A 24,609-nucleotide genomic window follows, 5' to 3' on the forward strand; every position below is an offset into this window, starting at 1 on the left:
ACTAAGTGGACGTCCTTCCCAACCAACCCCCCCCCCGCCACATTGGGGCGCATGAGAGCCGGGTCAGCGGGGCTGGTGCGCGCCGCAGGAATCGCGGACGACCAGTTTCGTCGGCAGCAGCACCGGTTCCGGGGTTGTCGCGTTCTCGAGCATCGCCAGCAGCGCCCCCGCCGCGGCGGTGCCGAAGCCCGGTTTGTCCTGGGCCACCGTCGTCAGGGCCGGGTCCACCAGGGACGCCACCTCGATGTCGTCGAAGCCGACCACGGCCAAGTCCGCCGGCACCCTCAGCCCGGCCGCGCGGGCCGCCAGCAGGGCGCCCACCGCCATCTCGTCGCTGGCCGCGAACACCGCCGTCGGCGGCTCCTTGCGGGCCAGCAGCCGGCGCATGCCGACGAAGCCGCTCTCGCGGTAGAAGTCTCCTCCGACCACGAGATCCTCCGATACCGGGAGGCCGGCTTCGGCCAGCCCGCGCCGGTACCCCTCGGTGCGCGCGGTCGCCGGTGCGTTGCCGCGGGGGCCGGTGATCGTCGCGATCCGGCGGTGGCCGAGGGCGGCCAGGTGGCGGACCGCTTCCGCCGCGCCCCCGGCGTTGTCCGACGTGACGTGCGTGGCCCGCGGCCCGGACAGGGCGACGTCCAGCGCGACGCACGGCAGCCCGGACTGGGCGAACGCGGTGAACGCGTCGGCGTCGGTTCCGCTGTCGATGAGCACCAGCCCGGCCAGGTGGTGCCGGCGGGTCATGCTCACGTAGCCGATCGGGTCGGCCAGCGACACGCCCGGGTGGCGGTCGCGGGCGTCGTCGCTCGTCGCGAGCAGCAGCAGGTGGTAGCCGTGCGAGCTCAGCGCGGATTTGAGGCCCAGCAACAGGTCCTGCAGGAACGGGTGCCGCCAGCCGGGCCGCCGGTGGTCGGTGTCCCAGACCAGCCCGACCATCGCCGACTGCTGCCGCGACAGCGCGCGCGCCGACTCGTTCGGCGAGAAATCGAGGTCCCGTGCCACGCGTTCGACGCGTTCGCGCGTGGTCGCGCTGACCGTGGCCGGGCGGTTGAACACCCGCGACACGGTGGCGACGGAAACCCCGCAGAGCTGCGCGACTTCGCGGGCAGTGACCATGTCGATCTCCGTTCTTGTAACCGGTTACATCTCTAGCACACGACCTCTGACAGCGTAAACGCCAGTCCCGGTTATCATTTCGTTACTTGACGAAAGGGTGTTGGGAGCGCTCTCATGGGTCCCGCGTTTTCCGACCGGCCCGCAGAACAACGGAGATCTCATGCGCCCGAAAACGAGAAACCGCCGGATCCGCCTGCTCGCCGGGGTGGGTGCCGCCCTGGTCGCGCTCACCGCGGTGAGCGCGTGCGGCGACAGCGGCGCCGCCGGCGGCAAGGTCAAGCTGAGCCTCGGCCTGTTCGGCAACTTCGGCTACACCGACCTGATCAAGGAGTACCAGGCGGCGCACCCGGACATCGAGATCACCGAGCGGACCGCCGCCTACTCCGACCACCACAAGAACCTCGCCGCGCACCTGGCCACCGGCGCCGGCGCCGCGGACGTCGAGGCCATCGACACCGGGTACGTCGCCCAGTTCAAGGCGACGCCGGACAAGTTCGTCGACCTCAACACCGTCGGCGGGGACAAGCTCAAGGACCGCTGGCTCGGCTGGAAGTGGGCCGCGTCGCTGGGCAAGGGCGGACAGCAGATCGGTTACGGCACCGACGTCGGCGGCCTGGCCATCTGCTACCGCCGTGACATGTTCAAGACCGCCGGGCTCCCCGAGGACCGCGACGCCGTCTCCGCGCTCTGGCCCACCTGGCAGGCGTTCTTCGAGACGGGCAAGCGCTTCCAGGCCCAGGCACCCCAGGGTGTCAAGTTCATGGACGGCGGCCCGACCGTGCTCAACGCGATCGTCGGCCAGGCGCCGCAGGGCTACTACGACCAGAACGACCAGATCATCGTGGGCAGCAACCCGGCGCTGCGCCAGGGCTGGGACCTCGTGGTCGACGCGGTCAAGGCGAACCTGAGCGCCGGCCTGCTCTACAGCACGCCGCAGTGGAACACCGGTTTCACGCAGGGCCAGTTCGCCACCGTCACCTGCCCGGCGTGGATGATGACCAAGATCAAGGACCAGGCGCCGGACACCGCGGGCAAGTGGGACGTCGCGGCCGTGCCGGGGGGCGGCGGCAACTGGGGCGGCTCGTACCTGACCGTGCCCAAGCAGGGCAAGCACACCAAGGAAGCGGCCGACCTCGCCGCCTGGCTGACCGCGCCCGAGCAGCAGGCGAAGGTGTTCACCAGCAAGGGTTTGCTCCCGTCGGCGCCGTCGCTGTACGACGACCCGAAGATCACCGGTTACACCAACCCGTTCTTCAACAACGCTCCGGTGGGCAAGGTCTTCACCGACGCGGCGAAGAAGCTGAACCCGCAGTACCAGGGCCCGAAGGCCGGTGACGTGCAGACCGAGTTCGGCAACGCGATGCAGCGCGTCGAGCAGGGCAAGCAGGACGGCCCGGCGGCGTGGCAGCAGCTGGTCGGTGACGTCGCGAAGATCAAGTAATGGCACTCACCTTCGCCGAGCGGCGGCAGAAATGGGACGTCAAGCTGTCGCCGTTCGGCTTCATCAGCCCGTACTTCCTCATCTTCGGCGTCTTCGGGCTGTTCCCGCTGGTGTACACGGCGGTCGTGTCGCTGCAGAAGCGGAACCTCATCGACGCCGAGGGTGCGCAGTTCATCGGGTTCGGCAACTACGAGCAGCTGCTGTTCCACGACCCGTACTTCTGGAACTCGATGGGGAACACGGTCAGCCTGTGGCTGCTGACCACGATCCCGCAGATCCTGTTCGCGCTGGGCATCGCGCACCTGCTCAACCGGCGGCTGCGCGGGCGGATGTTCTTCCGGATGGGGATGATCCTGCCGAACATCACCTCGGTGGCGGCGGTGACGATCATCTTCGCGCAGCTGTTCGGCCGGGACTTCGGCCTGGTCAACTGGGTGCTGAGCTGGTTCGGCGCCGGGCAGATCGACTGGCAGGCCGGCACGGCCAGCTCGCACACGGCCATCGCGGCGATGGTCGTGTGGCGCTGGACCGGCTACCACGCGCTGATCTTCCTGGCGTCGATGCAGGCGATCCCGTCGAGCATGTACGAGGCCGCCACCCTCGACGGGGCCAAGGGGTGGCAGCAGTTCTGGCGGATCACCGTGCCGCTGCTGCGGCCGCAGATCATCTTCTCGACGGTGATCGCGACGACCGGGAACATGCGGCTGCTGGCCGAGCCGCTGCTGTTCAACCCGGGCACGGCGGCCGCCACCGGCGGCTCGGACCGGCAGTTCCAGACCGCCGCGCTCTACCTCTACGAACAGGGCTTCGCCAAGTACGACTTCGGCTACAGCTCGGCGATCGCGCTGATCCTGGCCGTGGCCACGATGCTCGTCGCGGGCCTGTCGTACCTGGTGACCCGGCGGATATCGACGGACTGAGGAGCGACATGACCACCGTGCTCACCCCGGCGGCCCCCGCGCCGCCGGCCGCCTCCCCCGGGCGGCTGCGGCGGATCTCCAGGCGGGTCGCGAGCCCGTGGACCTACGCCGCGCTGATCGCGATCCTGGCCGGCTCGGCGTTCCCGGTCTACTGGTCGTTCGTCGTCTCCTCGCAGACGACGGAGGCGGTCGGGAAGGTGCCGCCGGTGCTGGTGCCGGGCGGGCACCTGTTCGAGAACATCGCCCGCGTCTTCGACGAGACGGACTTCGCGCTGGCGCTGGGCAACTCGCTCATCGTCGCGGGCACGATCACCGTTTCGGTGGTGCTGTTCTCGACGCTGGCCGGGTTCGCCTTCGCCAAGATGCGCTTCCGCGGGCGGACGGCGCTGCTGCTCGTCGTGGTCGCCACCCAGGCGATCCCGACCGAGCTCGGCGTCGTCCCGCTGTACATGATGATGGCCGACTTCGGGTGGGCCGGGCAGCTGCAGGCGGTGATCGTGCCCGGCCTGGTCACCGCGTTCGGCGTGTTCTTCATGCGCCAGTACTTCGAACGCGCGTTGCCGCTGGAGCTGCTGGAGGCCGGCCGGATGGACGGCTGCGGCTCGCTGCGGCTGTTCTGGCACGTGGCCCTGCCGGCCGCCCGCCCGGCCGCGGCGGTGCTCGGGCTGTTCACCTTCATGCAGGCCTGGAACGACTTCTTCTGGCCGCTGGTGGTGCTGGTGCCGGAGAACCCGACCGTCCAAACCGCACTGTCCACTCTGGCCAGCGGCTACACCACCGACTACACGCTCGTGCTCACCGCCGCCACCATCGGCACCGTCCCCGTCCTGATCGTGTTCCTGCTGTTCGGCCGCCAGATCGTCGGCGGCATCATGCAGGGCGCGCTCAAGGGCTGACCCTCCGGAGTTGACCGTGACCAGCAGTGACAACCGGGGCTTCACCCCGGGCCGGGGGCTTCGCCACCCGGACCCCCGAAATGAGGGGTTCCCGCCCGCCTTCCGCTGGGGCGTAGCGACTTCGGCGTTCCAGATCGAGGGCGCCACGACCGCCGACGGCCGTGGACCGTCCATCTGGGACACGTTCGCCGCGGTCCCCGGCGCGGTGGCCGGCGGCCACACCGGCGAACCGGCGGCCGACCACTACCACCGCTGGGAGGCGGACCTCGGCCTGCTCGCCGGACTGGGCGTCGACAGCTACCGGTTTTCGGTGTCCTGGCCCCGGATCCAGCCGTCCGGCCGGGGTGCGCCGGAACGCCGGGGCCTGGCCTTCTACCGGCGGCTGGTGGAAGGCCTGCGGGAGCGGGGGATCGAGCCGTTCCTGACGCTCTACCACTGGGACCTGCCCCAGGCCCTGGAGGACGAGGGCGGCTGGCGGTCGCGCGACACGGCGTACCGGTTCGCCGAGTACGCGGCGCTGGTGCACCAGGAACTGGGCGACGTCGTCGACTTCTGGACGACGCTGAACGAGCCGTACCCGTGCGCGGTGGCCGGGTACGGCGAAGGCCGCCACGCGCCGGGGGCGCGGGAGGGACACGGCGCGCTGGCGGCCGCCCACCACCTGCTGCTCGGCCACGGCCTGGCGGTCCGGGCGATGTGCGAGCGGGCGGCGCTGCCCCACCAGTTCGGCATCGTCCTCAACCAGTCACCGGCGGTCCCGGTGACGGACTCGCCGGCGGACACGGCGGCGGCGGCGCGTCAGGACACGTTGCTGCGCAGGCAGTTCACCGACCCGTTGTTCGGCGGCCGCTACGCCCCGGGCCTGTCGGCGATGTTCGACGGCGTCTCGGACTTCTCGTTCCGCCGGGAAGAGGACCTGGAGATCATCGCGGCGCCCCTGGACTACCTGGGCGTGAACTACTACTACCGCGTGCACGTGGCGGACGCCCCCCACCGCGAGCCGGACCCGGCACTGCGAACGGTGGCGGACATCGGCGTGGACACCACGCGCCTGCCGGACGTCCCGCGCACGGGCATGGGCTGGCCGGTCGAGCCGGAGGGCCTGACGGAAGCTTTGGTCGGCCTGCACAACCGGTATCCCGGCCTGCCGCCGGTGTACGTCACGGAGAACGGGTGCGTGTACGCGGACCGGAGCGACTTCGCGGATTACGAGCGCATCAGCTTCTTGAGCGAGCACATCGAGGCGGCCCGCACCGCGGCGGCGGCGGGGGTGGACCTGCGCGGGTACTTCTGCTGGTCGCTGCTGGACAACTTCGAGTGGGCCCACGGCTACAAGCACCGGTTCGGCTTGGTCCACGTGGACTACGAGACCCAGCAGCGCTCGCCGAGGTCGAGTTACCGCTGGTACCGCGACTTCATCGCGGCCCAGCGGTCCCTCGGGTGACTACTTCTTGTACAGGCCCTCGATGTCGTTCGCGTAGTTCTTCGAAACCACGTTCCGCTTCAGCTTCAGGCTCGGCGTGATCTCGCCACCGGCCTCGGTGAAGTCGTTCGCCAGCACGGTGAACTTCTTGATCGCCTCGGCCTTGGACACCGACTTGTTCGCCTCGTCCACCGCGGCCTGGATCTCCGCGAGGAGGTCCGGGTCCGCGGCGAGGTCCGCCACCGAAGCGCCGGCCGGCTTGCCGTGCTGGGACTTCCACGACGGGAAGTACTCCTCGTCCACCGTGACCAGGGCCGCGATGAACGGGCGCTGGTCGCCGACCACCATGGCCTGGCTGACCAGCGGGCACGCCTTGATCGTGTCCTCGAGGCCGGACGGGGCGACGTTCTTGCCGCCCGCCGTCACGATGATCTCCTTCTTGCGGCCGGTGATCTTCAGGAACCCGTCCGCGTCCAGCTCGCCCAGGTCGCCCGTGTGGAACCAGCCGTCGGTGAGCGCTTCCTTCGTCGCCTGCGGGTTGTTGTAGTACGCCCGGAACACGACGTCGCCCTTGAGCAGCACCTCACCGTCGCCGGCGATGCGGACCGACGTGCCGTTGACCGGCTTGCCGACCGTGCCCACGCGGAACGCCGTCTGCGTGTTGACGTTCGCCGCCGCGGACGTCTCCGTCAGGCCGTAGCCTTCGAACACCGGGACGCCGATGCCGCGGAAGAAGTGCGCCAGGCGCGCTCCCAGCGGGGCGCCGCCGGACACCGCCGCCACACAACGGCCGCCGAGGGCCGCGCGCAGCTTGCCGTAGACCAGCTTGTCGAACGCCAGGTGCTTCAGCCTGAGGCCCAGCCCCGCGCCGCCCTTGTCCTGCGCCTCGCTGTAGGCGACCGCGGTGGCCTCGGCGGCGTCGAAGATCTTGCCCTTGCCCTCGCTGTGCGCCTTCTGCTTCGCCGAGTTGTAGACCTTCTCGAACACGCGCGGCACGGCGACGACGAACGTCGGCCGGAACGTGCCCAGGTCGGCGACCAGGTTCTTGACGTCCGGGGTGTGCCCGAGGGTGACCCGGGCGGTCAGCGCGGTGACGGCGATCGCGCGGGCCAGCACGTGCGCCAGCGGCAGGAAGCACAGCAGCGAGTTGCCCTGCTCCATCAGCTGCGGGAACGCCTCGATGTCGGCGCGGATCTCGGCCAGCAGGTTGCGGTGGGTCAGCTCGACGCCCTTGGGGCGGCCCGTGGTGCCCGAGGTGTAGACGATGGTGGCGAGCTCGTCCGCGGACACCTCGCGGCGCCGGTCGTGCAGCTCGTCGTCCGAGAGCGACGCGCCCAGGGCCGACAGCTCTTCGACGGCGGGGGAGTCACCCTCGATCTGCCAGGTGCCGGCCAGCTCGGTGAGCCGGTCCCGGACCTCGTCGACCGCCGCGGCGTGGGCGTTCGTCTCGACGAAGACGCCCTTCGCGGCCGAGTCGGAAAGGATCCAGTGCACCTGCTCCGGGGAGGACGTGTCGTAGATCGGCACGGTGACCGCGCCGGCCGCCCAGATCGCGAAGTCGATCAGCGTCCACTCGTAGCGGGTCTTCGACATGATCGCGACGCGGTCGCCGCGGCCGATCCCGGCCTTGGCCATGCCCTTCGCCACGGCCAGCACCTCGGCCGCGAACTCCTTGGCGGTCACGTCCAGCCAGCTGCCCTCGACCTGGCGGCGGAAGCTCACCACGTCGGAGAACCGCTCGGCGTTCGCCCAGACGACGTCGGACATGTTTTCGTCGTCGGCCACCGGCTTGCCGGCGGGAGCGCTGTATTCGCGCACGTGGACCTCCGTGTTCAACGCGTGCGGCAGGTGACACCGCTGTTACCCGCCAGTCAACTTAGCGTGGTGAGCACCTTAAGACCATGCTGATCGCCGCCGCGAGGCGAGGCCGTGACATTCTTCGCACGTGAACGCGCCACCCTCACTCGACATCGTCGACGAGACGTTCCTCGCCGTTCCGCCGGCCACCGTGGCCGCGGTCTTCGCCGAGCCGGCCTCCTGGCGGCGCTACTGGCCCGACCTGGTCCTCGAGGTCTACACCGACCGGGGGGACAAGGGCCTGCGCTGGACCGTGACGGGTGCCCTCGTCGGTACCATGGAGGTCTGGCTCGAGCCGGTGCTCGACGGCACCCTGCTGCACTACTTCCTGCGGGCGACCCCCGCCGACGCGGCCGGGGCGCCCCGTGCGCTGGCGCCACGCGACCTGCGTCGGGAGTTCGACCGGCGGGCCCGCGCGGCCAAGGCGATCGCGCTCGGGCTCAAGGAGATCCTGGAGGACGGGCGCGAGCCCGGCGTCCCTCCGCGCGGCGAGAACTAGGGGAGCACGGGTGCGGGTACACGTCGTCTCGGACGTGCACGGCAACGCCGACGCGCTCAAGCGCGCCGGGGACGGGGCCGACGCCCTGGTCGTGCTCGGCGACCTGATCGACTTCGTCGACTACCACGACCACGAAAAGGGCATCATGGGTGCCCTGTTCGGCGCGGAGAAGGTCGGCGAGTTCGCCCGCCTGCGCCGCGAGGGCACCCGTGACGAAACCGTTGCCTTCTCGCGCACGCTCTGGGCGACCCTCTACGACCCGGCCGCCGCGGTCGACGAAGCCGTCCGCGCCCAGTACGCGACGCTGTTCGCGGCGATGACCGCGCCCACCTACGCCACCCCCGGCAACGTCGACACCCCGGCGCTGTGGCCGGAGTTCACCGGCGAGGGCGTGCACGTGCTCGACGGCGAGGTGGCGGAGATCGGCGGCCTGCGGTTCGGGTTCGTCGGCGGCGCGCTGCTGCCCGACGGCGTCGTCCCGCGGCCCCGCAAGGGCGCCGCCTGGCGCCCCTACCTGCGGGTTCGCGAGGACTACGACGCGAGTGTCGCCGCGCTCACCGACGTCGACGTCCTCTGCACGCACGGCCCGCCGGCCCTGCCGGAGCTGACCTACGACGTCGTGGCGCGCCGCAGCGAGATCGGCTCGACGGCGCTGCTGGCGCTGATCCGGGCCCAGCGGCCGCGCTGGTCGGTGTTCGGGCACGTGCACCAGCCCCTGGCCGCCCGCGCCCGGGTCGGCCTGACCGAGTGCCGTAACGTGGGTCACTTCAAGGAGACCGGGCAGCCCTACGTGCTGCGCTGGTGACCAACCGCGGCGGCTACGCTTCGACCCATGGCCGAGCAGTCCACACAGTCCATCGAGGTCGACGCCGAGCCCAGCCGGGTGATGGCCGTGATCGCCGACTTCCCCGCGTACCCGGAATGGGCCAAGGCCGTCCGGCAGACCGAGGTCCTCGACACCGACGGCGAGGGCCGGGCCAAGCAGGTCAAGCTGACCTTGGACGCGGGCCCGATCAAGGACGTCTACACCCTCGAGTACGACTGGGACGATGACGGCCTGGGCGTCAGCTGGCACCTGGTCAAGGGCCAGATGCAGAAGGCGCAGAACGGCCGCTACGCGCTGGCCGACCTCGGCGGCCGGACGCGGGTCACCTACACGTTGTCGGTCGAGCTGGCGCTGCCGATGATCGGCCTGCTGCGCCGCAAGGCCGAGAAGATGGTCATGGACACCGCGCTGAAGGAGCTCAAGAAGCGGGCCGAGGGCTAGCGTGCGGATCCTGCTGTGCACCGGCAAGGGGGGTGTCGGGAAGACCACGCTGGCCGCGGCCACCGGCGCCGCCCTCGCCGCCCGCGGCAGGAAGACCCTCGTCGTGTCCACCGACCCGGCGCACTCGCTGGGCGACGCCTTCGGCAGCCCGCTCGGCGCCGAACCGTCCGAAGTGGACTCGCTGCTGTCCGGCGTGCAGGTCGATTCGCGCACGTTGGTGGACGCCACCTGGGAAGGGTTGCGCGGCGAGCTGCGGGCGGTCCTGGCCGGCGCGGGGCTCGACACGCTGGACGCCGAAGAGCTCACCGTGCTGCCCGGGGTCGACGAGCTGCTCGCCCTCACCGAGGTCCGGCGGCTGGCCGAGGACGGGCCGTGGGAGACCGTCGTCGTCGACTGCGGGCCGACGGCCGAGACGCTGCGGCTGCTCGCCCTCCCCGAAGCCGTCTCCGGCTACCTGACCCGCGTGTTCGGCCGCCGCGTCAGCGAGCCGATCCGGCGCCTCGGCACCCACCTCGACGGCCTGCGCGCCCTGCTCACCGACCCGTCGGTGACGACCGTCCGGCTTGTTCTCACGCCCGAGCGGGTGGTCGTCGCCGAGGCGCGGCGCACGCTCAGCTCACTGGCCCTGCGCGGCATCGCCGTCGACGGCCTGATCGCCAACCGGCTGATGCCGGCGCCCGGCCTCTGGCGCGGCGGCGCCGCGTCCTGGCTGCGCACGCGCCGGACGCAGCAGGACGCCGTGCTCGCCGAGCTCGCCGCGGCGGGGATCGCGCCGATCGCCCGCGTGGAGCACCGCGCCGTCGAGCCGGTCGGGCTGCCCGCGCTGCTGGAGATCGCCGCCGAGCTCTACCGCGGCGAAGACCCCCTCGCGGGCAACGGCACGCCCGTCACCCCGCTGCTGCGCGTGCGGCCCGCCGCCGGCGGCTACACCCTGCGCGTCGCGATCCCGCTCGCGCGGGACGCCGAGGTCGACCTCGCCCGCGTCGACGACGACCTGGCGATCACCGTGGACGGCTTCCGCAGGCTCATCGCCCTGCCGGAGCCGCTGCGGCCGTGCCGGATCACCGGCGCGGAATCCGACGCCGACGGCCTGGTCGTGCACCTGGCCGGGAACCGGGGACGCGGGTGAGCGAAGAGGAACACGGGCCGCGGCTGGCGGAGGAGATCCGCCTGCTCGCCGAGATGGTCGCGGAGAAGGCGGCGCCGTGGCTCGAAGGGGTGCTCGCGGCCGGTCACGGCGGGTTTTCGGGTGGCGGAGCCCCCGCCCCCGGTGAGCACCGAACCCCTGACGAGGCGAAACCGGACGGTTCGGCGTGCGGCTGGTGCCCGCTGTGTGCGATCGTCGCGGTGGTGCGGGGGGAACGGCCCGAGCTGGTCGCGCGGCTGGCCGAGCAGCTCGCGCAGCTGGTCGCCCTGCTGCGCGCGGTGCTCGCGGACCGCTGGGAGCCGCAAGAAGGCGTGCACATGCCCGGGTTCCGGCCCGCGCCGCGGCCCGCGGACCCGCGGACCTCGCCGCGGGTGCAGCACATCGCCGTCCGCCGGCGCGACGAGTGGGAGAGCTGAGTGCGGACGATAGGGGTGGACGTCGGCGGGACGAGCATCCGGGCCGGCGTGGTGGACGAACGCGGCTCCCTGCTCGACACGGCCAGGGTCGCGACGCCGACCGAAGAAGGTGCCCTGGAGGACGCCATCGCCGGCGTCGTCGAGGACCTGCGCAACCGTCACGACGTGGCCGGGGTCGGGCTGGCGGTGGCCGGGTTCGTGGCCCGCGACCGCCGATCGGTGATGTTCGCGCCGCACCTGGCGTGGCGCGGCGCTCCGGTGGCGGACCGGATCGAAAAGCGCGTCGGCCTGCCGGTGCTGCTGGAGCACGACGTCAATTCGGCGATCGTCGGCGAGCACCGCTTCGGCGCGGCCCGCGGCGCCCAGGTGGCGGCCCTGGTGGCGCTGGGCACGGGCATCGGCGCGGGGTTGTTGCTGGACGGCAAGCTGTACCGGGGCGCGTACGGCGTGGCGCCGGAGCTGGGCCACCTGACGGTGGTCCGCGGCGGGCGGCCGTGCCCGTGCGGCAAGTACGGCTGCTGGGAGCGGTACTGCAGCGGAACGGCCCTGGCGGCGACGGCGGTGGAGCTGCTGGCCCGGCACCCGGGCCGCTCGACGGTGCTGGCCCCCCAGGTGGCGGGCGACCCGGGTTCGGTGACGGGCCGCCGGGTGGCCGGGGCGGCCCGCGACGGCGACCCGATCGCCCAGCTGGCGATGGCCGAGCTGGCCAAGTGGCTCGGCGAGGGCCTGGCCCTGGTGGCGGACGTGTTCGACCCGGAGATCATCGTGATCGGCGGGGGAGTGTCGGAGTCGGCACCGTTGTTCCTGGACGAGGCCCGCGAGCACTACGCGGGCACGATCACGGGGGCCCGGCACCGTCCGCTGGCCCGCATCAGGACGGCCCACCTGGGCGACGACACGGCGATCGTCGGAGCGGCGGCGCTGGCCCTGGAGGCGGCGAAGACCCCGGTCTGATCTTGTGGACGGCGGTCGCGCTGGGCGCTCCGATCACGCGGAACTGTCGGTGGTCCCCGGTAGCGTGGAAGTCGGGGGGCGGGCCCCGCAGGGATGGCGCGGCAGCATGACGTGGCGGGCGGTGCGCTCGATCAGGGAGCCGATTGCGGCCGGTCGTGCTCGGGCCGGGCGGCGGCCCGCTCGTCGGCGGCGTGGGGCTGGTCGGTCCCGCCGCGATACAGCTCCCGGATGATCGTCGGCACCGAACCCCTGGAGGGTGTGGCGGGCCCGTGTCACCCGTCCCCCGATCGGGTACCCGGTAGCCGACCCGGGGAGGGAGCACGCATGCCGGCGGACGTGTGGATCGGGACCGGAGGCGCGGCCCTGATGGCGGCCGGCGTCCTGCTGCGGCGGAAGGTGCGCGGCCGGCGGACGAACCTGCTCCCAGCCGGGCTCGTCATCTTCGGCTGGATGCTGGTCGGGCAGTTCCTGATCAAGCCCCTCGTGCCGACTCCGGTCGTGGCCGGGATCCTCCTCGGCGGCCTCAGCCTCGGCATCCTCCTGACCGCGGTCATCGGCAGCCGCGCTCACTCCTCCGGGAAGTCCCCCGACGGCACCAGCCCCTCGGCGAACGCGCGGAACGTCGGCGCCAGCGCCAGCTCCGACGCCAGCTCCACGTCGAACCACGTCACCGACGGCTCCGACGACCGGCGGTAGTCCAGGGCGATCCACGTGTGCCCGTCGCCGGACAGCACCACCACCCGCTTCGGGAGGTCCCACTCGGTGCTCAGGTACGGCGAGTCCAGGATCGACAACCGCCCGCCGACGCCGAGCAGGTGGTCGAACGGCACGTGCGTCCCGCTGTACGACGTCGGCTCGCTCGTCGGGAAGGCGTCGAACGCGGCCGCCACCGTGCCGCCGTTGCGCAGGCCCAGCAGCTCGCCGAGCTCGAGGGGCAGCCGGACCCCCAGCTCGCGGCCGGCGTGGGCGAACGCGCGGGCGTCCAGGGGCTCGCCGGGGCCGGCGTCCCAGAAGGTGGGCTTGAGCTGATCGAACCGGGTCACGCCGGAGAGTGTGACAGGCTGGACCGGTGAGTCCCCCGTCCGCGAGCGTCTTCGTCCGCTGTGCCGGCGGGCACCTGCACTGGGGCCGCTACGGTGCCGCCGGGCTGCTGCTCGTCGACCCCGCCCGCGGCGTCCTCCTGCAGCGCCGCGCCTGGTGGGTGCACCACGGCCGCACCTGGGCGCTGCCCGGCGGCGCCATCGAAGCCGGCGAAACGGCCCGGACCGCCGCCGCGCGCGAAGCCTTCGAGGAGACCTCCGTCCCCGCCGAGGCCTTCCGCGCCGTCTCCGCCTCCGTCGTCGACCACGGCGACTGGAGCTACACCACCGTCCTAGCCCTCGCCGACGGCGCCGAAGCGCGCGTCGCCAACACCGAAAGTGCGGAGGTGCGCTGGGTGGATCCCGACGACGTCCCCGGTTACCCGCTCCACCGCGACTTCGCCGCCGCCTGGCCGGACCTGCGCGACCGCGTCGGCCGCGAACTCGTCCTGGTCGTCGACGCCGCCAACGTCGTCGGCTCGCGCCCGGACGGCTGGTGGCGAGACCGGCACGGCGCCGCCGAGCGCCTCCGCGATCAGCTCGCCAAGCTCGCCGAAGCCGGCGTGCCCGACCCGGACGACGCGGCGGTGACCTGGTGGCCGCGGATCATCCTGGTCGTCGAAGGCCAGGCCAAGCACGTCACCGGCACCCCCGGGGTCGAGGTCGTCGCCGCGGACACCGACGGCGACTCGAAGATCGTCGAGGTTGTCGCCCAGCAGCAGGCGAACGTCCTGGTCGCGACGGCCGACCGCGAACTGAAACGGCGCGTCGAAGCGCTCGGCGCGTCGATCATGGGCCCCGGCACGCTCCGCAGGCAGCTCGACGAGCTCTAATCCCGCGCGATCCCGTCGCGCATCTCGGCGACGAGCGACGCCATCACGGCCTTCAGGCTGCCCTTGTGCTGCTCGGCGACCGCGCGTTGCCGCCGGTAGCTCGGCCCGTAGCGCAGGATCGTCTCGACGTCCCGCAGCTCGGCCACGCAGTCCAGCCGCCGCGCCACCGGCTCCAGCCGGTCCAGCAGGTCGGCGATGTCGTCGGTGACCAGCCGTTCGCGCCCGGCCGCGTCCAGGATGACGATCGCGTCCGTGCCGTAGCGGGCCGCGCGCCACTTGTTCTCCTGGACGTGCCACGGCGGCAGGGTCGGCAGGATCTCCCCGTCCTCCAGGCGTTCGACGAAGTCGTCCACCAGGCACTGCGTCAGCGCCGCGATCGCGCCGACTTCCTCCAGCGTCGGCAGGCCGTCGCAGACGCGCATCTCGATCGTGCCGAGCTTCGGCGACGGCCGGATGTCCCAGCGGATCTCCGAAAAGTGGTCGATCACGCCGGTGGTGAACATGTCCTCGACGTAGCTCTCCAGCTCCGCCCACTTCCGGAACTGGAACGGCAGCCCGGCCGTCGGCAGCTGCTGGAACATCAGCGCCCGGTTCGACGCGTACCCGGTGTCCTCGGCGCCCCAGTACGGCGACGACGCCGACAGTGCCTGCAGGTGCGGCGCGTAGTTGAGCAGCGCGTCCAGGACCGGCAGCACCTTCTCGCGGTGGTCGACCCCGACGTGGATGTGGACGCCGTAGATCAGCATCTGCCGTCCCCACCACTGGGTCCGGTCGATCAGCTTGGCGTAGCGCTCCTTGTCGGTGACCTTCTGCTGGTACCAGTTCGAGAAGGGGTGCGTCCCCGCCGAGAACATCTCGACGCCGAGCGGGTCGGCGACGCCGTGCACGACGTCGAGCGAGTCGGCCAGGTCGGCCTTGGCCTCGGCGATCGTGTCGCAGACCCCGGTGATGATCTCGATCGTGTTGAGCAGCAGCTCCTGCTTGATCTTCGGGTGCTCGTCCCGCCCGTCGGGCCGGACGGCCTCGAGGATCAGCTCGGCCACCGACGACAGCTCGCCGCTGCGGCGGTCGACCAGGCCGAGCTCCCATTCCGCGCCGACGGTCGATCGCCGCGAAGGACTGAACTCGATGTGCATCGCCGTCCGGGGGTCAGACCTGGGCGCCGTTGCTGGGATCCGCGCCGGGCGGCGGCCCCTGGCGCACGCGGAGCAGCAGCAGCGCGATCGCCGTCGCGAGCGCGAGGATGCCCAGCGGCGTCGCCACCGTCGGGCCGACGCCGATCGCGCCGGGCAGGATCAGCAGGAACAGCCCGGACAGGAACAGCAGCAGGATGAGGAACGCGCCCAGCTTCGGCCGGGGCAGCGGCGGCGGCTCCGGCGGGACGTAGTGCTCGTCGTCGTCGCCGGCCGGGTCGTCGGAGAACATCGTCGTGTCCCACGACGTGCCCCCGGAGCGCCAGCCGGGCTCGGGCGGGCTGTCGGCGGCCGGCGGGTCGGCGGGCCGCTCGGGTGTCTTGCGCGACTCGGCTCCGGCGGCTCCCGTGGTGTCGGCGGTGTCTTCTTCGGGGAGCCCGAATCCACCGGCGCGCAGGTCCGCGACGATCTCGGCGAACGTCGCGTCGACGTCCTCCGGCCCGTCCTTCCCCCGGCTCATGCGGTCTCCTCGGGCTGGGCGGCGTGCGCCTTCGCGAACTCGACGCTGCGGGTGAAGATCACTTCGGCGTCGTTGTCCTGCGTCGCCACGTGGTAGCTGTCCTCCAGCACGACCTCGGTGACGTCGGTGCTCGAGACGCCCCGGAGCACCAGCTGCGAGTTCACCGGCTCGACGACGTGGTCGACCGACGAGTGCAGCAGCAGCACCGGCTGCGTCACCTTGGCCAGATCGGCGCGCACGACCGCCCAGAGCTTCGCCAGGCTCGCCGCCGCGCGCACCGGCGTGCGCGGGTAGGCCAGCTCCGTCTCGCCCGGCTTCTTGATGTCGTTCGCGATCGCCGGCACCGACGGCACGATCCGGCCCAGCACCGGCAGCAGCTTCGTGTCCCACTTCAGCCGCGTCACCGACGGGTTGACCAGGACGATCCCGGCGATCCGGTCGCCGAACTCCTCGGCCAGGCGCAGGGTGAGCGTGCCGCCCATGGAGAGACCGCCGACGAAGACGGTCTTGCAGGTCGCGAGCAGCGCGAGGAGGGCCTCGCGGACGGCGCCGTACCAGTCCTCCCACGTCGTGCGGTTGAGGTCCGGCCAGCGGGTGCCGTGGCCCGGCAGCAGCGGGCAGCGCACCGTGAACCCGGCGCCGGCCAGGTGGTCACCCCAGGCCCGCATGCTCGCCGGAGTACCGGTGAACCCGTGGCAGAGCAGGAACCCGGTTTCGGCCGAACCGGTGTGGCCGAACGGTTCCGCGCCGGCGAGCACGCCCATGCGATCGCCTTCCGTGTGAGCGGTGCAGTCCGTCCATGCTCTCACGCCCGGCGGACCTTGTGGGGCTCCGCCCGGGCCCGGAATTCGCTGTGAGATCGATCGCTGCCGAAGTGGTAACCGGGTGGTCGGCGTTGTGCGGCGGCCGCCGGTGTTCGTAGGCTGTTCGTCTCGGGTGACAGGGGCTGCGGCTGCGATGGAGGACTGAGGCACCGGTGCTGTACTGGCTCATGAAGTGGGTGTTCCTCGGACCGCTGCTCAAGACGCTCTGGCCGACCAAGGTCGTCGGCGCGGAGAACATCCCCGAGACGGGCGGCGCGATCCTGGCCGGCAACCACCTGGCGGTCGCGGACTCGTTCTTCATGCCGCTGCGGGTCAAGCGCAAGGTGACCTTCCCGGCCAAGTCCGAGTACTTCACCGAGCCGGGCTTCAAGGGCACGCTCAAGAAGTGGTTCTTCACCGGCGTCGGCCAGTTCCCGATCGACCGGTCCGGCGGCAACGCCGCCCAGGCGGCGCTGGACACGGCGACCCGCCTGGTCCGCGAGGGGCACCTGCTCGGCATCTACCCGGAGGGCACCCGCTCCCCGGACGGCCGCCTGTACAAGGGCAAGACGGGCGTCGCCCGGATCGCCCTGGAGTCCGGCGGCGTCGTGGTCCCGGTGGCGATGATCGGCACGGACAAGGTCAACCCGATCGGCTCGAAGATGTGGTGGCCGCGGCGGCTCGAGGTCCGCTTCGGCAAGCCCCTGGACTTCTCCCGCTACGAGGGCCTGGCGGGCGACCGGTTCATCGAGCGGTCGATCACGGACGAGATCATGTACGCCCTGATGGAACTGTCGGGCCAGGAGTACGTCGACATCTACGCGGCGAAGGCGAAGGAGCTGCTGGCAGCGGAGGCGGCCGGGGTCAAGCCCGCGGTGCCCGCCCAGCCGTCCGCCCGCGACGCGGCCCGGGTGCCGGATTCCAAGGTCGGCTGACCCACTACTGTTCACCAGTGCGTTTTTTCTACGACACCGAGTTCATCGAAGACGGCGTGACGATCGATTTGGTGTCGATCGGGGTGGTCGACGAGCGGGGCCGCGAGTTCTACGCGGTCTCGACGGAGTTCGACCCTTCGAAGGCGGGGCCGTGGGTCCGGGACAACGTCCTGGACAAGCTCCCGTCCCCGGCCGACCGGGCCTGGCGAAGCCGGGAGAAGATCCGCGCGGACCTGCTGGAGTTCTTCGGCAAGCCGCCGGGCGGGATCGAGCTGTGGGCCTGGTTCGCGGCGTACGACCACGTGGCCCTGGCCCAGCTGTGGGGCCCGATGCCGGCGCTGCCCCGGCAGCTGCCGAGGTTCACGCGAGATCTGCGCCAGCGCTGGGAGGACGCCGGAAAGCCGAAGCTCCCGGCAGCGCCGACCGACCAGCACGACGCCCTAGCGGACGCAAAGCACAACCTGGCCCGGTGGGAAGTCATCGAGAGCTACTTCCCACGCCGCTGACCCCGGCCGGCTGCGGAGGGCCTGTGCGGCGGGGCGGGCTCCGGAAGGCGCGAAGCGCCTTTGCCGATTGCCTCACCGACCCGAACGGAACGCGGACGCCCAGACCGGCACCCCACCCAGACCCGCCCCGCCACCCCGATCCGAAGCCAGCACGCGGACGGTGGTGCCGGGTCAAGGCGCGCTTTCCCGCCTTGACGCGGTACCACCGTCCGTAGTGACAATTCAGGCTTCGGGGTGGTGGGCACGGCGCCAAGACAGCCTGACAACACCCCGAAACTGTCGGGGGTCCCCGGTAACGTAAAAACCGGGGGACCCCCAGGCCGGGGACCTCTCAGCGGCGCGCCCGCATCGCCGAGGCCAGCTCGTCTAGCAACTTCTCAGCGGCGCGCCCGCACCGCCGAGGCGAGCTCGTCCTGCAACTTCTCAGCGGCGCGCCCGCACCGCCGAGGCCAGCTCGTCCAGCAGCGGCGCGGTGTCATCCCAAGCGAGGCAAGCGTCCGTGATCGACTGCCCGTAGGTCAGCTCCGAAGCCCGCCCCAGCGAAAGCTCCTGCCGCCCGCCCGCCAGGAAGCTTTCCATCATCAGTCCGGCGATCCCGCGCTCACCCGCGGCGAGCCGCGTCGCCAGCTCGGACACCACCGCGCCCTGCCGCACGTGGTCCTTGCCGCTGTTGCCGTGCGACGCGTCGATGATCACCCGCTCCGGCAGGCCCGCCTTCGCCAAGCGTCCCAACGTGTCCGCGACCGTGGCCGCGTCGTAGTTCGGGCCGCCGTTGTGGCCGCGGAGGATCACGTGGCAGTCCGGGTTGCCCGATGTCGTCAGCAGCGCCGCCAAACCATCCGTGTTGATGCCCGGGAACACGTGGCTGGCCGCCGCCGCGCGGGTGGCGTCGATCGCCACCTGGACGTCGCCCTCCGTCGAGTTCTTGATGCCCACCGGCATCGACAGCGCGCTGCACAGCTGGCGGTGGACCTGGCTGGCCGCAGTCCGCGCTCCGATCGAACCCCAGGTCACGATGTCCGCGATGAACTGCGGCGTGATCGGGTCGAGGAACTCGCAGCCCACCGGGAGGCCCAGCGCCGAGACGTCGAGCAGCAGCCTGCGGGCCATCCGCAGGCCCTTGTTGACGGCGAACGTGCCGTCCAGGTCCGGGTCGTTGATCAGGCCCTTCCAGCCCAGCGTCGTGCGCGGCTTCTCGAAGTACACGCGCATCACGATGTGCAGCTCGCCGCGCAGCTCCTCGGCCTTCGCGGCCAGCCTGCGGGCGTAGTCGAGGGCCGCCTCGGGGTCGTGGACCGAGCACGGGCCGACCACGACCAGGAGCCGGTCGTCGCGGCCTTCGAGGATGTCGACCGTTTCGGCGCGGCCGTGGCGCACCACCTTCGCGACCGCGGCGTCGACCGGATGGTCTTCGCGCAGCAGCGCGGGCGAAATGAGCGGACTGATCGACGTGGTGCGCGCGGCGTCGAGGTCACCGATGGTGGCCGGTCCGGCGGAGAGCGTCATCGCGGGGGTGTTCCTTCCTGGTGGACACCGACCCGCGGGGGACTCGCCGAGCCGGTTGGAGATCCGGCTCGGGGTGGGAGGTCAGCGCAGGTTCACGCCGCCGCGCCCACCCGGGGCCGGCTTCGTAAACCAGAAATAGCGCTGCACGGGCTCAACGTAGCACAGCCGTCACCCGGACCGATCCGGCAGGTGGTAGGGGCTGCACCGATCAAGACGAGAGCCGCTACGCTGACGTCTGACGAAATGTGACTGTCATCTCCCGAGAACAGACGGAGGCTTCTCATGCGTGTCGGTGTGCTGACCGGCGGCGGCGACTGCCCGGGGCTCAACGCGGTGATCCGCGCGGTGGTGCGCAAGGGCATCGAGGTGCACGGCTGGGACTTCGTGGGCTTCCGCAACGGCTGGAACGGCCCGCTCACCGGCGACAGCCGCCCGCTGGGCCTGAACGACGTCGAGGACATCCTCACCCGCGGCGGCACCATCCTGCGGTCCTCGCGCACCAACCCGTACAAGGTCGACGGCGGCGTCGACAAGATCAAGCAGGTCCTCGCCGACCAGGGCGTCGACGCGCTGATCGCGATCGGCGGCGAGGACACCCTCGGCGTCGCGAAGCGGCTGACCGACGACGGCATCGGGGTCGTCGGTGTCCCCAAGACGATCGACAACGACCTGGGCGCCACCGACTACACCTTCGGCTTCGACACCGCGGTCTCCATCGCGACCGAGGCGATCGACCGGCTGCACACCACGGCCGAGTCGCACCACCGCGCGCTGGTCGTCGAGGTCATGGGCCGGCACGCCGGCTGGATCGCGCTGCACTCCGGCCTGGCCGGCGGCGCGAGCGTCATCCTGGTGCCGGAGAAGCACTTCAACGTCGACCAGGTCGTCTCCTGGGTCGAGCGCCGCTTCGAGAAGGAGTTCGCACCGATCATCGTCGTCGCCGAGGGCGCGCTGCCCGAGGGCGGCGAGGAGAAGCTGCTCACCGGCGAGAAGGACGCCTTCGGGCACGTCCGCCTCGGCGGCATCGGCACCTGGCTGGCCGACGAGATCGCCCACCGCACCGGCAAGGAGTCCCGCGCGGTGGTCCTGGGCCACGTCCAGCGCGGCGGCACCCCGACGGCTTACGACCGCGTCCTGGCGACGCGTTTCGGCCTCAACGCGGTCGACGCGGTCGCGGACGGCGACTTCGGCGTGATGGTCGCCCTCAAGGGCACGGACATCGTCCGCGTCAAGCTGTCCGAGGCGACGGCCGAGCTGAAGACGGTCCCGGTCGAGCGCTACCAGGAAGCCGAAGTCTTCTTCGGCTGAGTCGTCCGTGTCGAAGGGCCGCTCCGGGAACTCCCGGGGCGGCCCTTCGCGCGTTCAGGGCCGCTGCCGCACCGCGTCGACGATGGCCTGGCTCACCACCACCTCGGCCCCGGAGCCGAGGTAGGCGAAGGTGACCGGGTCGAACAGGAACTCGTCCTGGTTGCCGATGCCGTGTTCCGTCGTGCCGGCCCAGCCGAGGCCGAGGACGGTCCGGCCGGTGGCGTCCTTCGCGTCCGCGCGGGCGACCAGGCCAGGCACCTTCGCCACGGCCTCGTAGAGCGCGGCCCGCACCTCCGGGCGCAGGTAACCGCCGGCCAGGCCGACGACCTCGCGGCCGAGATCGTGCAGCGTGTCACCTTCGCCGTAGGTGCTCCGGTGCAGGTAGGCGAGCATGGCGTCGGCGTCCGTGGGCAGGTCCGCGGGGACGGCGGGGTGCGGCACGCACCGGTTCGTCACCGTCCTCCCGTGGCTCTCGTGCTGCACGCGCTTCCCGTCGCGGCAGCCTGCCAGCGAGGCTTCGTGGCCGTAGAGGAACTGCAGCCCGTCGTGGGTGCCGTCCACCGACGCCCACGTTTCGTTCGCCCGCCCGTCCGCCAGCCGTGTCTTCGTGTAGACGAACTGGTCCGGCCGCGGGACGACGTCCGGCAGGGCGCGCGCCTTCGCGGCCGCGGCGTGCAGGATGCGCACCGGCTCGGGCTCGGGCGCCGGCGAGACCGGGGGCCCGGCCGGAGTCAGGACGACGACGGCGGCCGCGGCCGCGGCGAGCCCGGCGGCCGTGACCCCGCTCCGGAACACCCACCGGTGCCGGGGACGAGCCGAGGCCGTGGCGGCGAGCAGTTCCGCCCGCTTCCGGGCCAGGCCTTCACGCCCCGGCAGCTCGGCGGGACCGGCGAAGTCGCGCAGCAGCTGCATCTCATCCATGGTTCGAGACCTCCTCGGGTGCCAGCGCGGTGCGGACCTTCCGGCGGGCCCGGTTCAAGCGCGATCGGACGGTGCCGACCGGGATGCCCAGCGCGGTCGCGACCTCCTCGTAGGTCAGGCCCTCCCAGGCGATCAGCAGCAGGACATCGCGGTCCCCGCGGGCCAGCCCGGCCAGCGCGGCGGCCAGCCGGCCCTGCATCGCCTGGGCGGTCACGCGCTCGGCGACCCGGTCCGCGTGGCCGTCCTGCTCGGCGGGCGGCCCGAGAGCGGCGCGCAGCCGGTATTCGCGGGCCTCTTCCCGGCGGCGCTGGCCGACGAGGTTGGTGGCGATGCCGTAGAGCCACGGCCGCGCGCTCGGGAACGCCGGGTCGTAGCGGGCGCGCCCGCCGAACGCGATCAGGAACGTCTCGCCCATCAGGTCGTCGGCCGTCTGGCCGCCGAGCCGCCGGGCGAGGTAGCGGTGGATGTGCGGGGCGTGGCGGTCGAAGACCGCCGCGAACCGCTCGGGGTGCTCCAGCGACGCGGTGATGACATCCGCGTCCGCCCCGCCTTCACCTGGTGAACTCAAGGAACCGCCTGCCTGTCGTGAGGCCATCTGCCCCGTTGTTGGCGGAACAGGCGATCCGGGTTCACGGCTAGATCCGGGCCAGCACGTCCAAGACCCCGCCGGCGGCGGCGATGTCGTCGGTGAGCGGCCGGTCGTCGAGACCGGGGTCCAGCACTTCCGACGCCGCTTCGAAGGCGTCGCGGACCGGCAGCTCCACCAGGTCCGCCTCCCGCATCCGCAGCGCCCGGACCGCCGCCACCAGCTCGCACGCCAGCACCTGCTGGTAGGCCGAACACGCAGCCGTCGCCGCGCGGGCCGCCTGTGTCGAGAAGCTCGCGTGGTCCTCGATGCCGCGGGAGACCACCGCCGTGCCGAGGGTGGCCGGCAGCGCCGCCTGGCGCAGCTCCGTCAGCGCGTCGTGCGCCACGTACTCCAGGATCATCACGCCCGAGCTGCCCGGCGGCCCGGCCGCCAGGAACGGCCGCAGCCCGGTGAACTCCGGCTCCACCAGGTCGCCGAGGCGCGCCACCGACAGCTCCGCCACCTGGTGCACGGTCGCCCGCGCCTGGTCCAGCGCCGTCGACACGTACGCCGTGTGGAAGTGCGCGTGGTGGTAGGCGTCGTTGTGGACCGTCGAGATCATCGGGTTCTCCGTGCTCGCGTTGATCTCGACGGCGAGGACGTCCCGCAGGTAGTGGATCGCGTCCAGTGCCGGGCCCTGCACCTGCGGGAACGCCCGCAACCCGAACGGGTCCTGGATCCGGCGACCCGGCTTCGGCGTCTGGTGCATGCCCAGCAGCCGCCGCATCTCGGCCGCGCAGGCGACCTGGCCCGCGTGCGGACGCGCTTCGTGCACCGGCGTCGCGTACGCCTCGGGGTTGCCGTCGAGGGCGACGTACGTCAGCGCCGCGACGGCGTGGCTCGCGCGGGTCAGCGTGTCCAGCCGCATCGCCGCGAGGGTCGCTTCGGCGAGCGTCGCGGCGTTGCTGCTCATGAACGCCAGCGCATCACCCGCCCGCACCGGGACCGGCGGCACGTGGCCGGTGACCCACGGCCGTTCGCCGGTGAGCGCCAGCGCCGCCTCGGCCAGCGGGGCCAGGTCGCCGGTGCCGATCGCGCCGAGCCGGTGCACCAGCGGCCGCGCGCCGGTGCGGACCGCTTCGGCCAGCGCGCCGATCAGGTCCGGGCTGATCCCGGACCGCCCGGAGAGCAGCTGGTTGAGCCGGATCAGCAGCATCGCCCGGACCTGGCCGGGCGGCATCTCGTCCCCGCTGCCGCCCGCGTGGCTGCGGAGCAGCCGCAGGCCGTGCGCCACCGAGCTCTCGACCGTGTCGTCCTTGTTGGCCCCGACGCCGGTGGTGCGGCCGTAGACCACCCGGCGCGTGCTCAGCTCTTCGGCGAGCTTCCACGCGTGCTCGGCCGCTCGCAGCGCGGCGATCGAGACGTCGATGCCCAACGGGCCCTCGGTGCGCGCCGCGGCCACCACGTCCGCGCACCGCAGGGTCCGGCCGTCCACCCGGATCAAGGCAGCCTCCTTCCGACTGCCCCTCACTATGCGGCTACGACGACGGCGGCTGCCAGGGCGGTACCGGCCAGTCCCAGTGCGGGACCGGTTCGTGCAGGTTCGGTTCGGCGCCGGGCGCGGAGAAGATCACGGCCAGGCGGCTGCCCCACTCGAGGTAACCGGCGAACGCGGCCCGGAACTCGGGGTCGCCGGGCAGGCCGGCCTCGTCGGCCGCGTCGAGCAGCAGGGTCACCCACCGGCGGCGCTGCTGCTCGGTGATCCCGCGGCCGAGGTGGCGGCCGATCATGTGGGCGTGCCCGCCGTGGCTCGCGGAGTACTCGGCCGGCCCGCCGAACACCTCGCCGAGCCAGACGGCGACGTGCTCGGCGTGGTGCGGGTCCATGTGCCGGAAGACCGGTTCGAGCAGCGGATCTTCGAGGACGTGGCCGTAGAAGATCGTCAACAGCTTCACGAGGGCTTCGTGGCCGCCCGCCCATTCGTAGAGGGTCGGCGTGGTTTTTGACACGATCACCCGGTCAGGCAACCAGTGGTTCCCCGGCCGGGCAACCACGTACTTTCCGGTGCGTAGGGGAGAGCGGGATGAAGCGGTACCACTGCGCGACGGAGCTGGCGGTCGACCTGATCGGCGGCAAGTGGAAGCCGGTGATCCTGGCCCACCTCAAGGAGGGCGCCCACCGCTACGGCGAACTCCGGCGCCGGATGCCCGCGGTGAGCGAGAAGATGCTGACCCAGCAGCTGCGCGAGCTGGCGGCGGACGGTCTCGTCCGCCGCGAGGAGTTCGACGGCCGGGTCCCGCACGTCGAGTACCACCTGACGGCGGTGGGGGAGGAGCTGCGCCCGGCGCTGACCGCGCTGTACGAGTGGGGCGAGCGCCGCGCGGCCGAGCGCGGCATCACGTTCGACCCGGCCTGACCCAAGCGCCCCAATGTGGCGGGGGGGGGGGGGGTTGCGCCGCCACCCCCCCAGTGGGGGGGGGTGAACCAGGCCCCCCCCCCGCGGGGCCCCCCCAAGACACGGCGGGGGGAAACCAGAGACCGGGGACAAACGGGGGCGGGGGAAC

26 protein-coding genes are annotated in these 24,609 nt (G+C 72.0%); 15 read left to right on the top strand and 11 right to left on the bottom strand.

Features of this window, described 5'->3' with window-relative positions:
* Positions 1–63 precede the first annotated feature (63 nt).
* Positions 64–1,113 (bottom strand): LacI family DNA-binding transcriptional regulator, encoded by a 1,050-nt coding sequence (locus tag ACWEF6_RS38750; RefSeq protein WP_449687505.1) that lies wholly within the window; start codon positions 1,111–1,113, stop codon positions 64–66.
* Positions 1,114–1,273: 160 nt separating this feature from the next.
* On the opposite strand from ACWEF6_RS38750, the gene ACWEF6_RS38755 reads away from it, so the two are divergent.
* The 4 genes from ACWEF6_RS38755 to ACWEF6_RS38770 are packed head-to-tail and all read left to right on the top strand — an operon-like array spanning position 1,274 to position 5,814.
* Positions 1,274–2,554, top strand: coding sequence for an ABC transporter substrate-binding protein (locus ACWEF6_RS38755; RefSeq protein ID WP_449687506.1), 1,281 nt, complete (start codon positions 1,274–1,276; stop codon positions 2,552–2,554).
* Positions 2,554–3,474 (top strand): carbohydrate ABC transporter permease, encoded by a 921-nt coding sequence (locus ACWEF6_RS38760; RefSeq protein ID WP_449687507.1) that lies wholly within the window; start codon positions 2,554–2,556, stop codon positions 3,472–3,474. Before ACWEF6_RS38755 ends, ACWEF6_RS38760 begins: the two co-directional genes overlap by 1 nt.
* 8 nt (positions 3,475–3,482) lie before the next feature.
* A complete protein-coding gene (locus ACWEF6_RS38765; protein ID WP_449687508.1) occupies positions 3,483–4,370 on the top strand; it encodes a carbohydrate ABC transporter permease in 888 nt (295 codons plus the stop codon).
* Positions 4,371–4,386: 16 nt separating this feature from the next.
* A complete protein-coding gene (locus tag ACWEF6_RS38770) occupies positions 4,387–5,814 on the top strand; it encodes a GH1 family beta-glucosidase (RefSeq protein ID WP_449687509.1) in 1,428 nt (475 codons plus the stop codon).
* Here the strand turns inward: ACWEF6_RS38770 and ACWEF6_RS38775 are convergent, their stop codons facing one another.
* Positions 5,815–7,611 carry an AMP-dependent synthetase/ligase gene (locus ACWEF6_RS38775; RefSeq protein ID WP_449687510.1) on the bottom strand — a complete coding sequence of 599 codons (1,797 nt, stop codon included), beginning with the start codon at positions 7,609–7,611 and terminating at the stop codon, positions 5,815–5,817. It abuts the gene before it with no gap.
* Positions 7,612–7,738: 127 nt separating this feature from the next.
* Here ACWEF6_RS38775 and ACWEF6_RS38780 point away from each other — a divergent pair, with 127 nt between their 5' ends.
* From ACWEF6_RS38780 to ACWEF6_RS38805, 6 genes are read left to right on the top strand one after another with little or no spacing between them, the layout of a single operon-like run.
* Entirely contained in the window at positions 7,739–8,149 is a 411-nt protein-coding gene (locus ACWEF6_RS38780) for a polyketide cyclase / dehydrase and lipid transport (RefSeq protein WP_310976336.1), read from the top strand.
* A 10-nt stretch (positions 8,150–8,159) separates the two neighbouring features.
* Positions 8,160–8,954 carry a metallophosphoesterase family protein gene (locus ACWEF6_RS38785; protein ID WP_449687511.1) on the top strand — a complete coding sequence of 265 codons (795 nt, stop codon included), beginning with the start codon at positions 8,160–8,162 and terminating at the stop codon, positions 8,952–8,954.
* A 27-nt stretch (positions 8,955–8,981) separates the two neighbouring features.
* Entirely contained in the window at positions 8,982–9,416 is a 435-nt protein-coding gene (locus ACWEF6_RS38790; RefSeq protein ID WP_310976334.1) for an SRPBCC family protein, read from the top strand.
* A 1-nt stretch (position 9,417) separates the two neighbouring features.
* Positions 9,418–10,545 carry an ArsA family ATPase gene (locus ACWEF6_RS38795; RefSeq protein ID WP_449687512.1) on the top strand — a complete coding sequence of 376 codons (1,128 nt, stop codon included), beginning with the start codon at positions 9,418–9,420 and terminating at the stop codon, positions 10,543–10,545.
* Complete coding sequence (locus ACWEF6_RS38800) at positions 10,542–10,979, top strand: hypothetical protein (protein ID WP_449687513.1); 438 nt, start codon at positions 10,542–10,544, stop codon at positions 10,977–10,979. Before ACWEF6_RS38795 ends, ACWEF6_RS38800 begins: the two co-directional genes overlap by 4 nt.
* A 15-nt stretch (positions 10,980–10,994) precedes the next feature.
* A complete protein-coding gene (locus tag ACWEF6_RS38805) occupies positions 10,995–11,933 on the top strand; it encodes an ROK family protein (protein WP_285993738.1) in 939 nt (312 codons plus the stop codon).
* A 566-nt stretch (positions 11,934–12,499) separates the two neighbouring features.
* Here ACWEF6_RS38805 and ACWEF6_RS38810 read toward each other — a convergent pair.
* Positions 12,500–12,976, bottom strand: a complete 477-nt coding sequence (locus ACWEF6_RS38810) for an SMI1/KNR4 family protein (protein WP_449687514.1) — start codon at positions 12,974–12,976, stop codon at positions 12,500–12,502.
* A gap of 26 nt (positions 12,977–13,002) precedes the next feature.
* Between ACWEF6_RS38810 and ACWEF6_RS38815 the strand changes: the two genes are divergently transcribed.
* Positions 13,003–13,845: an NUDIX domain-containing protein gene (locus tag ACWEF6_RS38815; RefSeq protein ID WP_449678234.1), complete on the top strand. Its 843-nt coding sequence runs from the start codon at positions 13,003–13,005 to the stop codon at positions 13,843–13,845.
* Here ACWEF6_RS38815 and ACWEF6_RS38820 read toward each other — a convergent pair.
* The 3 genes from ACWEF6_RS38820 to ACWEF6_RS38830 are packed head-to-tail and all read right to left on the bottom strand — an operon-like array spanning position 13,842 to position 16,262.
* Positions 13,842–14,981 (bottom strand): glutamate--cysteine ligase, encoded by a 1,140-nt coding sequence (locus ACWEF6_RS38820; protein WP_449687515.1) that lies wholly within the window; start codon positions 14,979–14,981, stop codon positions 13,842–13,844. The genes ACWEF6_RS38815 and ACWEF6_RS38820 overlap by 4 nt on opposite strands.
* 13 nt (positions 14,982–14,994) lie before the next feature.
* A complete protein-coding gene (locus tag ACWEF6_RS38825) occupies positions 14,995–15,498 on the bottom strand; it encodes a hypothetical protein (RefSeq protein WP_449687516.1) in 504 nt (167 codons plus the stop codon).
* Positions 15,495–16,262: an alpha/beta hydrolase gene (locus ACWEF6_RS38830; protein WP_449687517.1), complete on the bottom strand. Its 768-nt coding sequence runs from the start codon at positions 16,260–16,262 to the stop codon at positions 15,495–15,497. Before ACWEF6_RS38830 ends, ACWEF6_RS38825 begins: the two co-directional genes overlap by 4 nt.
* Positions 16,263–16,474: 212 nt before the next feature.
* On the opposite strand from ACWEF6_RS38830, the gene ACWEF6_RS38835 reads away from it, so the two are divergent.
* A complete protein-coding gene (locus tag ACWEF6_RS38835) occupies positions 16,475–17,236 on the top strand; it encodes a lysophospholipid acyltransferase family protein (RefSeq protein ID WP_086845273.1) in 762 nt (253 codons plus the stop codon).
* A 17-nt stretch (positions 17,237–17,253) separates the two neighbouring features.
* On the top strand, positions 17,254–17,742 hold the full coding sequence (locus ACWEF6_RS38840) for a polyadenylate-specific 3'-exoribonuclease AS (RefSeq protein WP_310976326.1): 489 nt from the start codon (positions 17,254–17,256) through the stop codon (positions 17,740–17,742).
* Positions 17,743–18,165: 423 nt separating this feature from the next.
* Here the strand turns inward: ACWEF6_RS38840 and ACWEF6_RS38845 are convergent, their stop codons facing one another.
* A complete protein-coding gene (locus ACWEF6_RS38845; protein WP_449687518.1) occupies positions 18,166–19,248 on the bottom strand; it encodes a 3-deoxy-7-phosphoheptulonate synthase in 1,083 nt (360 codons plus the stop codon).
* 282 nt (positions 19,249–19,530) lie between these two features.
* Here ACWEF6_RS38845 and ACWEF6_RS38850 point away from each other — a divergent pair, with 282 nt between their 5' ends.
* On the top strand, positions 19,531–20,556 hold the full coding sequence (locus tag ACWEF6_RS38850; protein WP_449687519.1) for a 6-phosphofructokinase: 1,026 nt from the start codon (positions 19,531–19,533) through the stop codon (positions 20,554–20,556).
* 54 nt (positions 20,557–20,610) lie between these two features.
* Here ACWEF6_RS38850 and ACWEF6_RS38855 read toward each other — a convergent pair whose 3' ends face one another.
* The 4 genes from ACWEF6_RS38855 to ACWEF6_RS38870 all read right to left on the bottom strand — a co-directional run bounded on the left by ACWEF6_RS38855 (position 20,611) and on the right by ACWEF6_RS38870 (position 24,060).
* Entirely contained in the window at positions 20,611–21,477 is an 867-nt protein-coding gene (locus tag ACWEF6_RS38855) for a CU044_5270 family protein (RefSeq protein ID WP_449687520.1), read from the bottom strand.
* On the bottom strand, positions 21,470–22,045 hold the full coding sequence (locus ACWEF6_RS38860; RefSeq protein ID WP_449687521.1) for an RNA polymerase sigma factor: 576 nt from the start codon (positions 22,043–22,045) through the stop codon (positions 21,470–21,472). Before ACWEF6_RS38860 ends, ACWEF6_RS38855 begins: the two co-directional genes overlap by 8 nt.
* A 67-nt stretch (positions 22,046–22,112) precedes the next feature.
* Positions 22,113–23,549, bottom strand: a complete 1,437-nt coding sequence (locus ACWEF6_RS38865; protein ID WP_449678902.1) for an aromatic amino acid ammonia-lyase — start codon at positions 23,547–23,549, stop codon at positions 22,113–22,115.
* A gap of 34 nt (positions 23,550–23,583) precedes the next feature.
* Positions 23,584–24,060, bottom strand: a complete 477-nt coding sequence (locus tag ACWEF6_RS38870) for a group II truncated hemoglobin (protein ID WP_449687522.1) — start codon at positions 24,058–24,060, stop codon at positions 23,584–23,586.
* Positions 24,061–24,128: 68 nt separating this feature from the next.
* Between ACWEF6_RS38870 and ACWEF6_RS38875 the strand changes: the two genes are divergently transcribed.
* Complete coding sequence (locus ACWEF6_RS38875) at positions 24,129–24,461, top strand: winged helix-turn-helix transcriptional regulator (protein ID WP_449687523.1); 333 nt, start codon at positions 24,129–24,131, stop codon at positions 24,459–24,461.
* Positions 24,462–24,609 lie beyond the last annotated feature (148 nt).

This window comes from Amycolatopsis sp. NPDC004772 (genome assembly GCF_053601215.1).

Coding starts and splice junctions, on each gene's coding strand:
- ACWEF6_RS38855 (WP_449687520.1), bottom strand. CDS start 21,477: ATGGATGAGATGCAGCTGCTGCGCGACTTCGCCGGTCCCGCCGAGCTG.
- ACWEF6_RS38820 (WP_449687515.1), bottom strand. CDS start 14,981: ATGCACATCGAGTTCAGTCCTTCGCGGCGATCGACCGTCGGCGCGGAA.
- ACWEF6_RS38765 (WP_449687508.1), top strand. CDS start 3,483: ATGACCACCGTGCTCACCCCGGCGGCCCCCGCGCCGCCGGCCGCCTCC.
- ACWEF6_RS38850 (WP_449687519.1), top strand. CDS start 19,531: ATGCGTGTCGGTGTGCTGACCGGCGGCGGCGACTGCCCGGGGCTCAAC.
- ACWEF6_RS38825 (WP_449687516.1), bottom strand. CDS start 15,498: ATGAGCCGGGGGAAGGACGGGCCGGAGGACGTCGACGCGACGTTCGCC.
- ACWEF6_RS38750 (WP_449687505.1), bottom strand. CDS start 1,113: ATGGTCACTGCCCGCGAAGTCGCGCAGCTCTGCGGGGTTTCCGTCGCC.
- ACWEF6_RS38875 (WP_449687523.1), top strand. CDS start 24,129: ATGAAGCGGTACCACTGCGCGACGGAGCTGGCGGTCGACCTGATCGGC.
- ACWEF6_RS38755 (WP_449687506.1), top strand. CDS start 1,274: ATGCGCCCGAAAACGAGAAACCGCCGGATCCGCCTGCTCGCCGGGGTG.
- ACWEF6_RS38790 (WP_310976334.1), top strand. CDS start 8,982: ATGGCCGAGCAGTCCACACAGTCCATCGAGGTCGACGCCGAGCCCAGC.
- ACWEF6_RS38830 (WP_449687517.1), bottom strand. CDS start 16,262: ATGGGCGTGCTCGCCGGCGCGGAACCGTTCGGCCACACCGGTTCGGCC.
- ACWEF6_RS38845 (WP_449687518.1), bottom strand. CDS start 19,248: ATGACGCTCTCCGCCGGACCGGCCACCATCGGTGACCTCGACGCCGCG.
- ACWEF6_RS38760 (WP_449687507.1), top strand. CDS start 2,554: ATGGCACTCACCTTCGCCGAGCGGCGGCAGAAATGGGACGTCAAGCTG.